Origin of the sequence: Mycobacterium sp. NPDC049093, from assembly GCF_040704635.1 — a bacterium.
GTDB lineage: Bacteria > Actinomycetota > Actinomycetes > Mycobacteriales > Mycobacteriaceae > Mycobacterium.
In genome coordinates this window covers 177,870-189,486 of the sequence record NZ_JBEZJS010000002.1, presented here as the reverse complement: position 1 = coordinate 189,486, position 11,617 = coordinate 177,870, and the positions used below count along the sequence as shown (strand labels likewise).

The 11,617-nt window shown below is 64.9% G+C and carries 11 protein-coding genes; 5 read left to right on the top strand and 6 right to left on the bottom strand.

The genetic code is table 11. From position 1 onward, the window contains the following. Positions 1-13: 13 nt before the first annotated feature. Genes AB0876_RS06440 through AB0876_RS06425 form a run of 4 tightly spaced genes read right to left on the bottom strand, consistent with a single transcriptional unit; the run spans position 14 to position 3,363 of the window. Positions 14-466 carry a MarR family winged helix-turn-helix transcriptional regulator gene (locus tag AB0876_RS06440; protein ID WP_526041916.1) on the bottom strand — a complete coding sequence of 151 codons (453 nt, stop codon included), beginning with the start codon at positions 464-466 and terminating at the stop codon, positions 14-16. A 35-nt stretch (positions 467-501) separates the two neighbouring features. Further along, positions 502-1,767, bottom strand: a complete 1,266-nt coding sequence (locus tag AB0876_RS06435; RefSeq protein WP_526041520.1) for a metal-dependent hydrolase family protein — start codon at positions 1,765-1,767, stop codon at positions 502-504. Next, on the bottom strand, positions 1,764-2,093 hold the full coding sequence (locus AB0876_RS06430) for a hypothetical protein (RefSeq protein ID WP_491841982.1): 330 nt from the start codon (positions 2,091-2,093) through the stop codon (positions 1,764-1,766). The genes AB0876_RS06435 and AB0876_RS06430 overlap by 4 nt, the downstream gene beginning before the upstream one ends. 4 nt (positions 2,094-2,097) lie before the next feature. Next, positions 2,098-3,363, bottom strand: coding sequence for an aromatic ring-hydroxylating oxygenase subunit alpha (locus AB0876_RS06425; RefSeq protein ID WP_526041519.1), 1,266 nt, complete (start codon positions 3,361-3,363; stop codon positions 2,098-2,100). A gap of 147 nt (positions 3,364-3,510) precedes the next feature. Between AB0876_RS06425 and AB0876_RS06420 the strand changes: the two genes are divergently transcribed. After that, positions 3,511-4,971, top strand: a complete 1,461-nt coding sequence (locus AB0876_RS06420) for an aldehyde dehydrogenase (RefSeq protein ID WP_526041518.1) — start codon at positions 3,511-3,513, stop codon at positions 4,969-4,971. Positions 4,972-4,987: 16 nt separating this feature from the next. After that, positions 4,988-6,130, top strand: a complete 1,143-nt coding sequence (locus AB0876_RS06415; protein WP_055121034.1) for an amidohydrolase family protein — start codon at positions 4,988-4,990, stop codon at positions 6,128-6,130. Between the two features lie 24 nt (positions 6,131-6,154). Here the strand turns inward: AB0876_RS06415 and AB0876_RS06410 are convergent, their stop codons facing one another. Then, positions 6,155-6,757: a TetR/AcrR family transcriptional regulator gene (locus AB0876_RS06410; protein ID WP_064882068.1), complete on the bottom strand. Its 603-nt coding sequence runs from the start codon at positions 6,755-6,757 to the stop codon at positions 6,155-6,157. A gap of 124 nt (positions 6,758-6,881) precedes the next feature. On the opposite strand from AB0876_RS06410, the gene AB0876_RS06405 reads away from it, so the two are divergent. The 3 genes from AB0876_RS06405 to AB0876_RS06395 are packed head-to-tail and all read left to right on the top strand — an operon-like array spanning position 6,882 to position 10,551. After that, a complete protein-coding gene (locus tag AB0876_RS06405) occupies positions 6,882-8,051 on the top strand; it encodes a spirocyclase AveC family protein (protein WP_526041517.1) in 1,170 nt (389 codons plus the stop codon). Beyond that, a complete protein-coding gene (locus tag AB0876_RS06400; protein ID WP_526041516.1) occupies positions 8,048-8,869 on the top strand; it encodes an AAA family ATPase in 822 nt (273 codons plus the stop codon). The genes AB0876_RS06405 and AB0876_RS06400 overlap by 4 nt, the downstream gene beginning before the upstream one ends. Further along, entirely contained in the window at positions 8,866-10,551 is a 1,686-nt protein-coding gene (locus tag AB0876_RS06395; RefSeq protein ID WP_526041515.1) for a nitric oxide reductase activation protein NorD, read from the top strand. Before AB0876_RS06400 ends, AB0876_RS06395 begins: the two co-directional genes overlap by 4 nt. Before the next feature lie 167 nt (positions 10,552-10,718). On the opposite strand, the gene AB0876_RS06390 is transcribed toward AB0876_RS06395, so the two are convergent. Continuing rightward, on the bottom strand, positions 10,719-11,480 hold the full coding sequence (locus AB0876_RS06390; RefSeq protein WP_448401345.1) for a hypothetical protein: 762 nt from the start codon (positions 11,478-11,480) through the stop codon (positions 10,719-10,721). Positions 11,481-11,617 lie beyond the last annotated feature (137 nt).

Below are 11,617 nucleotides of genomic sequence, written 5' to 3'. Positions count from 1 at the left end.
CCAGCGGGAGACGTCATGGGTCGATGTGATCGGAGTGCGGGGTGTGGCCCGTGCCCTGTTCGATCACCCGACGCAGGAGTGCCTTCAGGTGCTCCTGCTCCTCGTCAGTGAGCACGCCGAACACCCGCTCATGGGCGGCGACTGCGTCGGCGACCACCGCCGAGGCCACCGCGCGCCCCTCGTCGGTGAGGAAGACCTGCAGGATGCGTCCGTGCTGGGGATCCTGTTTGCGCTCGACCAGGCCCCGCTTCTCCAGCGCGATGAGCGCCAGTTGCACGCCCTGCGGGGTGATCAGCAGGCGACGCGCCAACTCGGCGCCGGACAGGCCCGGCTGGTTGGTCAGCTGGCGTAGGACACCGATCTGGGCCGTGGTGACCCCGTGGTCCTTGACCGACTCGTTTACCTCGGTGAGCGAGAAGTAGAACGCCTGCTTGAGCCACCACAAGGTGTTCTCGGTGAGGTCCATGCTCTCGTCTCCTGCCGTGCCCGTCACGTTCGACGCTAGCGCACCTCGTGTTTGTAGATTGTGCCGTCCTTCATCACGAACCGGACATCCAGCGTCGTCGCGATGTCCACGCTGGGATCGCCCGCAACGGCGACGACGTCGGCCAGGTACCCGGGTGCCAGCCGGCCCAGCTCGTCGGCGGCATCGACCAACTCTGCGGCCACCAGCGTCGCTGCCTGCAACGCCTGCATCGGGGTCATGCCGCGTTCGACGAGGGCAACCAGTTCCTTGGCGTTCTCGCCGTGCGGGATCGCCGGGGCATCGGTGCCGCAGGCGACACGCACGCCTGCCGCGATGGCCTTGGGCAGCATGGCCTTTGCCCGTGGGAAGACGTCGAGGGCCTTCTTACGCAGCTCGGGCGCGATGCGGTCGATGGCCATCGCGTCGGTGAGATAGGTGGTGGAAACCAGGAACGTGCCGTGGTCGACCATCATCTGGATCGTCTCGTCGCTGGCCAGGAATCCGTGTTCGATGCAGTCGATGCCGGCGCGGATGCAGGCCTGGATCGCGGTGTCCCCGACCGCGTGGGCAGCGACCTTGACGCCTGCGCGGTGGGCCTCGTCGGCGATCGCGGCGAACTCGGCATCGGAATACTGCTGGGCGCCGGGTGCGGTGCTGTGGGACATCACGCCACCGGAGGCCGAAACCTTGATCAGCTTGGCGCCGTGGCGGATCTGGTAGCGCACGCACGCGATGACGTCGGGCACCCCGTTGGCGATGCCCTCGGCGACCGACAGCGGCATGATGCCCGGTGCCAGCCGCTGGAAGACCGTGGGGTCGAGATGTCCGCCGTAGGGGGTGACGGCGTGGCCGGCCGGATAGATGCGGGGCCCTTGATGCCAGCCCTGGTCGATGGCGCGCTGCAGTGCGACGTCGAGCAGGTAGCCGCCGGTCTTGACCATCAGGCCCAGGTTGCGGACAGTGGTGAACCCGGCGTCCAGCGTGGTGCGGGCGTTGACCGCGCCGCGCAGCGTCCGGTACGCCGGATCGTCCTGCACGCCGTGCATCGGGGTCGGCAGGCCGCCGGGATTGCCCGGACCGCCGATCAGCAGGTTGAGCTCCATGTCCATCAGCCCGGGCAGCAGAGTGGTATCGCCCAGATCGATGACGGTGGCCGAATCCGGCAGTGGCCCTTCGGGGTTGATGTCCTTGATGCGGTTGCCCTCGATCACTACGACCGCGGGAGACCGGACCTGGCCGTCGGCCACGTCCACCCAACGGGCGGCGCGCAGAATCGTCGTCGAGGCTTCGGTTTGGGTCACGGCACGGGCTCAGCGACGCAGTCCAACGATGTCGCACCGGAATCAGGTACCCGAGGCTGCTTCCAGCACTCCACCGGGAACGACACCGTGATCATCGAGTACAGCAGGTGCATCAGGTTGAGCACGTCCTCGGGTAAATCGTCGAGGCTGAACTTGTCGCAGAAGCTGATCGCTTCCTCGGCCCGCGGCGTGATCGCGTCGTAGAAGGCCTGCATCTCGGTCATGGTGGAAGCCAGCCGCTTGGCGTAGCGCTGCGGTTCACTGGGCAGGCACCAGTCTGAAAACTGTTCCAGGTCAGCGAATTCAGCGGGTAGTTGGGTGCTCATCGGTTCACACTCCTGCGGTCTTGCGCTGGTAGTCGTCGATCCAGGCCGCGGTCTCCTTGTGCAGGTGACGTAGCAGAATCTCCTGATCGCAGAGCAGGAACTCGTCGACCACCCGGGTCTCGATGGAGCTCTGCGTCGCCTCCAGGGTGTTGGCGTCCTGCAGTCCGTACTCCTTGAACGAGACGGCGGCCAACTCCTGGCCCAACCGCTCCCGCGGCGTGCGCGGCTGCGGGAAGTACAGCGTGCACTCGAAGGTGTGCGTGTTGAACGACGTCGGCCAGTAGTGGTACGTCAGATACCAGCCCTGGCCCCAGAACAGCACGACAAAATTGGGGAACAGCTGGAAGGAGTCCAGCCCCCACGGATCGCACTTGGCGGGGTTCAGCCCGGCCGGCATCTCGCCGAGATCCGGCTTCTCCCACGGGCCGAAAAGGCCGCTCTGGCAGATGTCTTCCATCGGCTTGCGCATCTCGTCGGGCATCTCCCACGCCCGGACACCGGACGTGCTCACCAGCCGGTGCGGCCCTTCGATCCGGTAGTGCGGTGCCTCGAAACCGGACTCCGCGGCGGCCTTCGAGTAGGCGGTCGGGGATTGGTTCGCGTGCAGGATGGGGGCGTGGTAGAACTCCTGGAAGGCGTCCATGTACAGCTTCCAATTCGCCTTCACCTCAGAGCGATAGGTGAATCGTGAAGTCATCTTGTCGAACGGGTAGCCCTCCAGATCGGTGATCATGGGGCCCAGGAACTCGCGCAGCGACTGTTCGGGGACCTTCGCGAAGTTGACGAAGATGAACCCTTCCCATACCTCGCAGTGCACGGGGACCAGGCCGTAGCGGCTCTTGTCCAGGTCGAAGAACTCGGCCTCCTGCTGGACGAAGGTGAGTTCGCCGTCCAGGTCGTAGCGCCAGGCGTGGTACTTGCAGGTGAACTGCCGGCAGACCCCGCTGGTCTCCTCCAACGGCATGTCGTCCCACACCAGTTTGTTCCCCCGGTGGCGGCAGACGTTGTGGAAGGCCTTGACCTCGCCGGACTTGCCGCGCACCACGATGATCGAGGTGTTGGCGGCCTTCATCTCCCGGGTGAAATAGCTGCCCTTGCGTGAAAGCTGTTCGACGCGACCGACATTCAGCCAGGCGCGTTTGAAGATCGCCTTGCGCTCCAGCTCATAGATCTCCGGGCTGATCGAGTCTTCGTAGGACACCGGGCCGGTGCCCAGCTCCGGGTAGTGCTGAGTCCAGCTGCCTTCAGCCGGCTTGGGAAACCGAGCCATGCTCGCTCCTAAAGAGATGTGGTTCGACCGATGATGCCGCCATGGGGCTGCGATGCCGGCCAGGGGCTTCAGGCTCGACGGTAGACGGCGGTTTCATCAATGACAAGTAGTTGATACTCTGAATTCGACTGAGGCGGGAGGGTCTGGATGGATCAGCATCTTGGGGAGTACCTGGGAATCGAGGCCGACTGGTCGCTCGACGGCGACCCTGCCGACACCGTGGAGGTGATCTCGCCGCACACCGAGCAACCCATCGCCCGGGTGGCGGCGGCCGGGCCGGCCGAGGTGGACGCCGCCGTCGCGGCCGCTCGTGCAGCCATCGACCACGGGCCGTGGCCACGCCTCGACCCGGCGGAGCGCATCGCGGCGGTGCGGCGCCTCGCCGAGGCCTACGCCGGGCGACGCGGTGAAATGGCCCAACTGATCTCGGCCGAGATGGGTGCGCCGATCACTTTCGCCCAACGGGCGCAGGTCGGACTGCCGACGATGATGATGTCCGCGTTCAGCGACCTCGCCGAGACCTACCCCTGGCAGGAGACCCGCACCGGTTTCTTCGGATCGGACATACGTATCCAGAAGCAGCCGGTGGGCGTCGTCGCCGCCATCGTGCCCTGGAACATGCCGCAATTCCTGATCGTCACCAAACTGGTGCCGGCGCTGCTGGCCGGGTGCGCCGTGGTACTCAAACCCGCACCCGAATCCCCGTTGGATGCAGTGCTTCTAAGCGACATGCTCAAAGAGATCGGCCTGCCCGAAGGCGTCGTCTCCGTCGTCCAGGGGGATGCCGCCGTCGGTGCCCGTCTGGTCGGCCATCCTGGCGTCGACAAGGTCTCGTTCACCGGCTCCAGCGCCGCAGGCCGGGCCGTCGCAGCAGCCGCCGCGGCCCACCTGACCAAGGTCAGCCTCGAGCTCGGTGGAAAGTCGGCGGCCGTCATCCTCGATGACGCCGACCCGGCCACGGTCGCAGCCGGGGTGCGCTCGGCCAGCCTGTCCAACAGTGGCCAGATCTGCAACGCGCTGACCCGCATCGTCGTCCCGGCCTCTCGGGAAAACGAATTCGTCGACGCCCTCGCCGACCGGATGAACGCACTCGTCGTGGGCGATCCCGCCGATCCCTCCACCGAGCTCGGGCCACTCGTGTCCCGACGCCAACAACAACGCGTGCGCGACTACATCGACACCGGCCGGCGCGAGGGCGCCCGGCTGGTCTGCGGCGGCACCGATCTGCCCGACGGTGTGGACACCGGCTGGTACGTCCGGCCCACCCTGTTCGCCGGCGCTGACAACGCGATGCGCATCGCCCGCGAAGAGATCTTCGGTCCCGTCCTCACCGTGATCGGATACCGCGACGAGGACGAGGCCGTCGCGATTGCCAACGACTCCGATTACGGCCTGGCCGGCTCGGTGTGGACGGCCGATCCAGACCGGGGAATCGGGATCGCCGAGCGTGTACAAACCGGGACTTTCGGGGTAAACCAGGGGTACACGATGGATCCGTTCGCACCGTTCGGCGGTATCAAGGACAGCGGCTACGGCCGCGAACTCGGCCGTGAAGGGCTCGACGGGTACCTCGAGACCAAGTCCATCGCCGTCGCGGCCACCCGGTGATCGAGAGGGAATGACGATGACCACCACTACGTCGCCCAGGATTCCTGCCGCCGAGCGCATCGCGGTGCGATGCGTCGATTCCGACGTGCATCCCGTGCCCCGACGGGGCGAGCTCGGTCAGTACATCCCCGAGCCGTGGCGGTCCAGATACTTCAACACCCACGACGTCGGCGACCTCATCTACTACGACGCTCCCGACTACGCGCACGCGTATGCGATGCGGACCGATTCCTTCCCGTCCGACGGCGAATTCGCCGGCAGCGACCCCGATCTCGCGTTCCGGCAGCTGATCATGGAGGCCGGAGCGGACATCGCCGTGCTGGAACCCGCGGCATACTCGGCCCACATTCCCGAGGCCAACCATGTGATGAACTGTGCGCTGAACGACTGGCAGGCCAATCACTGGCTCGACAGTCACAACAACTGGCATGAGCGCTGGCGCGGATCCATCTGCCTGGCGGTCGAAGCACCGGAGTTGGGGGCGCAGGAGATCGAGCGGTGGGCCGGTCATCCCTACATGGCGCAGATCCTGATCAAGGCCGAGCCGCGTCCGTCGTGGGGAGACCCGAAGTACGACCCGATCTGGGCCGCGGCGACCAAGCACGACATCACGGTGAGCTGCCACCTGTCCCGTGGCGAGTACGACGAACTCCCGCTCCCGCCGGTCGGATTGCCCAGCTACAACCACGACTTCATGGTCACGTACTCACTGCTGGCGGCCAACCAGGTGATGAGTCTGATCTTCGACGGGGTTTTCGACCGGTTCCCGACGCTGCGGGTGGTGTTTGTCGAGCATGCGTTCACCTGGATCCTGCCCTTGATGTGGCGGATGGATGCCATCTACGAGAAGCGCAAGGGCTGGATGGACATCAAGCGCAAACCGAGCGAATACGTCAAAGACCACATCAAGTTCACCACCCAGCCGCTGGATTATCCCGAGGACAAGACCGAACTGTCGCGGGCGTTCGAGTGGATGGAGTGCGAGAAGATTCTGCTGTTCTCCAGCGATTACCCGCACTGGACCTTCGATGACCCCCGCTGGCTGGTCAAGCACCTGCCCGAGCACGCCCGCGAGGCCATCATGTTCCGCAACGGCATCGAGACCTACAAGCTGCCCGAGACGGTTCCGGTGCTCGAGGGGCAGGTTCGGGTCTTCTGACTTGGCGCGCGATCAGGGCGGGCGTCAGGGCAGCTTGATGGCCGATACGTACATCTCGACCATCGGCCGGTAGAGGTCGACATCGTCGAGTTCGCTGCCCAGGACCACCGAGTCGCTGGTGGCGATGAGAACTTGGGCGAACGTCTTCGGCGGGATCAGCAGGGTGCCGCCGAACTGCTCGATGCCGTTGACGATGAACTTTGCCAGCGCGTCGACAACCTCCGAACGCTTGGCGGCGACGCGGTCCCGTGACTCCGGGTTTCGCCGGAGATAGAGCGTGAACTCATGCCCCAAGGCGGCGTGCTCGGCGCCGCGGTCTTGACTCAATTGCCGCCAGCGCTTGGCGATCTCGTCGCGTTCACGCGTGCCGACCTGTTTCGCGCTCGACATCACCTCGGCGAAATTGTCGAAGTAGCGCCGCCAATAGCGGTCACTGACGGCCAGGAACAGGTCTTCCTTGGTCGTGAAGTGCTTGTAGATGGCGCCCTTGGTGTAACCGGCGGCTCGCGCGATGTCATCCAGTGTCGCTGGCGCGAAACCTTTTTCGGCAAATACTTCTTCGGCGGCGTCGAGCAGTACTGAGCGCGTGTGCTCCAGTCTGCGTTCTCGGGTCCAGCGCTCCGCCATGGCAGAATTCTGCCACAGAATCTGAGTGACCTATTGGAATCTCAGATACCCATGAGTATATTTGCATCCGTTGGCCGGCCTCACACCACCGGCTGTCTCCACGATCGCCAAGGGGAAACCGAACATGAGTGATCTGTCCAAGAAGCCTGCTGTCACCGAATCGATCGGCGGCGTCGCCGAACTCGAGAAGCAAGGTCCGCCATCGTCGAATGCGTACCGAATCTGGGCGACCGTCGGTGGCGTGTTTCTACTGGTGACGTTGTATGTGTTCACCCGGTGGGTGACCGGCCCCTATTTCGAGCCGGTATCGGGTGGCCCGAGTGAGCCACCGATGTATATGAAGATCCCGCTGATGGTCAACGCTGTGGTCCTCTGGGTGGGTCTGCCGTTTGCCTTGTGGTTCTTCATTATTCGGCCTTGGATGCGCGAGCGGCGCATCACGCTCGACGGCATGTTGCTCGTGTCGATGGGTCTGATGATGTTCCAGGATCCGATGCTCAACTACTACAGCACCTGGTGCACGTACAACGCCTGGCTGTTCAACCAGGGGTCGTGGGCGCCGTACATTCCGGGGTGGGTGGCGCACGAGGAACCGGGCCACACAGTGCCCGAACCGCTGCTGACCAATATCCCCGGCTATGCGTACGGTGTCTTGCTGCTCACCATCGTCGGCTGCGCGATCATGCGAAAGATCAAGAACCGTTGGCCTGGGATCAGCAATCTCCGGCTGGTGTTGGTCACCTATGCGATCGCCATTGCCTTCGACTTCGTCATGGAAGCCCTGATCATGTTGCCGATCGGGTTCTACTCCTACCCCGGCGCCATCCAGTCCTTGTCGTTCAACGCCGGCACCTACTACCAGTGGCCGATCTACGAGGGGCTGATGTGGGGTGGTGTCCAGACGGCGCTGGTCTGCCTGCGCTTCTTCACCGATGACCGCGGCCGCACCGTGGTGGAACGGGGGATCGACCGAGTCCGCGGCGGGTTCGTGAAACAACAGTCCGTCCGCTTCCTGGCCATCTTCGGCGGTGTCAGCGCATGCTTCTTTCTCTTTTACAACGTTCCCGCGACCTGGCTGGGCATGCACGGAGATGCGTGGCCCGAAGATGTCCAGAAGCGCTCGTATTTCAATCCCGGGATCTGCGGCGAGGGAACTGACCGGCCGTGTCCGAATCCTGATCTGCCGCTGCCGACCAAGCACTCGGGGTATGTCAACCACGAAGGCGAACTGGTGCTGCCGGATGGGGTGAGCATCCCGCCCGTGGTGCCGATCCAAAGGCCCGAAAAGCGATGACGGTCAGTAAGTTTCAGCCGATCGCCACAGCAGGAATACAGCCGCCGTTCTATCGTGCCGCGGGCCGGGAGGTGGAGACCTTCCGGGCAGCCTCCCGCCGCGGGGCGCCGGTGCTCCTCAAAGGCCCCACCGGGTGTGGCAAGACCCGTTTCGTCGAGGCGATGGCTCACGAACTCGGTCGCGAGCTCATCACCGTCGCCGGCCACGAGGACATGACATCTGCCGATCTGGTGGGCCGCTTCCTGCTGAAGGGCGGCGAAACCCTCTGGGTGGACGGCCCGTTGACCAGAGCGGTGCGCGACGGCGCCATCTGCTATCTCGACGAGATCGTGGAGGCGCGTCAGGACACGACGGTGGTCATCCATCCGCTCGCCGACCATCGGCGTGAGTTGCCGATCGACAGGCTGGGCACCACCTTGTCCGCGGCGCCCGGCTTTCAACTGGTGATCTCCTACAACCCCGGTTACCAGAGCATCCTGAAGAGCCTCAAAGACTCGACCCGGCAACGCTTCGTCGCGATCAGCCTCGACTTCCCGACGGCCGAGATCGAGACCGAGATCGTCGCCGTCGAGGCTGGAATCGACTCATCCACCGCTGCGTCGCTGGTCGCCCTCGGCGCCGCCATCCGGCGTCTCGACGGCTCGGCGCTGAGCGAGGTGGCCTCGACTCGCATGCTGATTCTCGCCGGCGGTCTCGTCGCCGAAGGACTCAACCTGCGCGACGCTGTCCAGTCCGCGGTGGTCGAGGTGCTGTCCGACGATCCCGACATCATCCGGAGCCTCGGAGAACTGGTCGACGCAGTCCTGCCACCGCAGTGAGCACCGGCCTCCCGGAACCGCATCACTTCCGGTTTCTGGCCGGTTTCCTCGCCGGGCGGCCGGTCGAGGTAGCCGTCGCGCGCGTGGACGAGCCCGCACATACCGACGGGCAGATGATCTTCGTTTCGGCGAACGCCGACCAGGACCGGCAGCGTCGCGAGGTGCTGGTTCAGAGCGCGCTCCTCGGCGCCGGAAGCCTCGACAGCCGGTACGTCAGGCGACTGCGGGCGCGGCCGTCGGTTGCGCGCCGCTATCTGGGGCTCGAAGGCCATCGTGTCCTGGCCGAACACGGCCCGCGGATGGCCCTGGCGGCATCGGTCGCCCCCGCCCCGCCGGCACAGTCGACCAGTTGCGAGGAATCGCTGCAGATCGCTTTGGGCCGAGCCGAACTCGACGCACCGCCGGATTGGTTCGGAACGATCAAGCCGAACAAACTGATCCGCACCCGCGGTGTATCTGATTCACCGGCAACCGCTGCCGATGTCCGGCTGAACGTCGACTACACCGACGCGTCAGACATGGATGAGGACGATGACGACGACGGACCGGCCGAGAAGAGTTGGATCCTCAAACTTTTCGAGGCTCCCACCGGTATGCAGGCGCCCGCGAGGTTCTTGCGCACGCTCTTCGGCAGCTCCCGCTCATCCGGAGGCGAGAGCGCCGGGGGCGAGGTAGGGGTCGGCTCGATACGACGGACATCGCGCGCCGGGGTGAACGCGCGGCCGGCACCGACGCCGATCCGCTTCACCGGTGCCGACCGGCCAGGCGCGGCCCTCACGGTCGGTGGCGCCCTGTATCCGGAATGGAACGTCTTCGGCGACCGGTATCGGGAGAACTGGTGCCGTGTGATCGATTATCCGATCACCGCCGCGGCAGAGGTCTCAACCGCTCGGGTGGCGCGTGACGCGGTACTGCGACGCAGGCTGGCACGAGTCGGACTCGGGCCCAAAGTGTTACGCGCCCGCGCCGACGGCGACGACGTGGACATCGAGGCCATGATCGACCTGTTCGTCGATCTGCGCTGTGGCCATTCACCGCCCGAGCATGTGTACACCGAGCGCCGCCGACTCGCCCGCAATCTTGGTGTGCTCATCCTCGTCGACGCATCGGGATCGGCGACCGACGCCGACGGCGAAGGCCTCGCCGTCCATGAGCATCAACGCCGCGCGGCAGCGACGCTTGCCGTGACGCTCGAGGAACTCGGTGATCGCGTCGCTGTCTACGGCTTTCGTTCACAGGGCCGCCGCGCGGTGCACCTGCTCGCCGTAAAGACCTTCGGGCAACGCTTTGGCGCTCGCGAACGGACCCGGCTCAGCCAGCTGCAGCCCTTCGGCTATACCCGCCTCGGAGCCGGAATTCGCGGTGCCGGCGAGATCCTCAGAAGCCAAGCGGGAACACCACACCGGCTGCTGCTCGTACTCTCCGACGGGTACGCGTACGACGACGGCTACGAGGGACGATATGCCCAGGCCGACGCCGCCAAGGCCCTCGAAGAGTTGCGCGCGGATGGGGTGGCGTGCCTGTGCCTGTCGATCGGCACCGACCGTGACGCCGACGCACTCGACCGCGTCTTCGGCCCGGCCAGTCACGCCGGCGCCGCGACGCTGTCCGAGCTGAGCCCCAGAATGGATGAGTTGTTCCTGTCCGCGCTGGCCGAGTTGGCTGCTCCGAAGCCGCGGTGAGGTCAGGGGCCGACCGGTCCGCACGCGGTGTCGACGCGGCCCGCCTTGCATACAGCGCCTTGAGCTGTCCGCAGTTAGCCAATACCTGTAATAGCCAAGGCAATTGGACGCCACGCAACTCGTTCACCGTCATAGTCGCCGCCACGGCCTTCGGTACTTGTGCGCGATCAGAACCGCACGCGCAGGTCGCCGCGGGTCAATCTGCGCACGCCCCAGAAGTATGTAACCAGTGGCATGGTGCACCAGAGCACGTTGATGAGGACGAACTTTACCCACATCTCCATCGGGGACGACATGCTCGCGAGGTTGTTAGCGATCTCGACACCAAAGTAGACAGCAGGCAGCGTCACTTCGACAATCATGCCCGCCATGATGAGTGCCAACTGAATGCTGGTGAATTTCTTGCCGTTTCGGAAGAATTGGAAAAGCGCGTAGGCCTCGAAGATTCCGACGAACAGGGCGATCCACTCCATGCAGACGATGAGCGGGTCGCCGTTGAGGTAGCGGGCGTCGCCGCCGAGCAGGATGGGTGACCACATGTAGGTCCATAGGGACCCGCTCTCGACGCCTTGCCTGATCTGGTCGAAGAACAACAGCCAAGGCAGCTCCCAGATGAAGCGCGGTATGAGCGCGATGAACACCCACACGATCACCATGGCGCCCAGTCGTTCGGCGCGGGTTCGAGTGCGCTGGTCGGCGAAAGGGATCCAGGGCAGTGTCAGCGCGACCGCGAAGCAGCCGATGACCACGAGCACCATCGTGGTCGATGCGACCGCGTGCGAGACCCCGGCATGGAACTCGAGATACCAGAACACGGGGTGTATCGCGAAGAAGAAGGCGAGGACTCCAAAGAGTGCCTTCTGCAGTGAGGAGAACGCGGGCCGTGATGGCGCCTGTCCCGGGCCGTTCTGCTTGATCGTCTCCGTCATCAGCACGGGCCTCCGTATCGAGCTGGGCGTCATCGGTGGAGCCGACTCCAAAATTATATCAGTCGATATGTTATAACATGCGGTAGGTTTTAGGTGGACTTGGGAGAAGTCGTCGGCGCGCCGCGAGGGGTGAGATG

Bases quoted from the DNA above. Each gene is read 5' to 3' on its own strand.
- AB0876_RS06440 (WP_526041916.1), bottom strand. From the start codon at position 466: ATGGACCTCACCGAGAACACCTTGTGGTGGCTCAAGCAGGCGTTCTAC.
- AB0876_RS06430 (WP_491841982.1), bottom strand. From the start codon at position 2,093: ATGAGCACCCAACTACCCGCTGAATTCGCTGACCTGGAACAGTTTTCA.
- AB0876_RS06425 (WP_526041519.1), bottom strand. From the start codon at position 3,363: ATGGCTCGGTTTCCCAAGCCGGCTGAAGGCAGCTGGACTCAGCACTAC.
- AB0876_RS06420 (WP_526041518.1), top strand. From the start codon at position 3,511: ATGGATCAGCATCTTGGGGAGTACCTGGGAATCGAGGCCGACTGGTCG.
- AB0876_RS06415 (WP_055121034.1), top strand. From the start codon at position 4,988: ATGACCACCACTACGTCGCCCAGGATTCCTGCCGCCGAGCGCATCGCG.
- AB0876_RS06410 (WP_064882068.1), bottom strand. From the start codon at position 6,757: ATGGCGGAGCGCTGGACCCGAGAACGCAGACTGGAGCACACGCGCTCA.
- AB0876_RS06405 (WP_526041517.1), top strand. From the start codon at position 6,882: ATGAGTGATCTGTCCAAGAAGCCTGCTGTCACCGAATCGATCGGCGGC.
- AB0876_RS06400 (WP_526041516.1), top strand. From the start codon at position 8,048: ATGACGGTCAGTAAGTTTCAGCCGATCGCCACAGCAGGAATACAGCCG.
- AB0876_RS06390 (WP_448401345.1), bottom strand. From the start codon at position 11,480: ATGACGGAGACGATCAAGCAGAACGGCCCGGGACAGGCGCCATCACGG.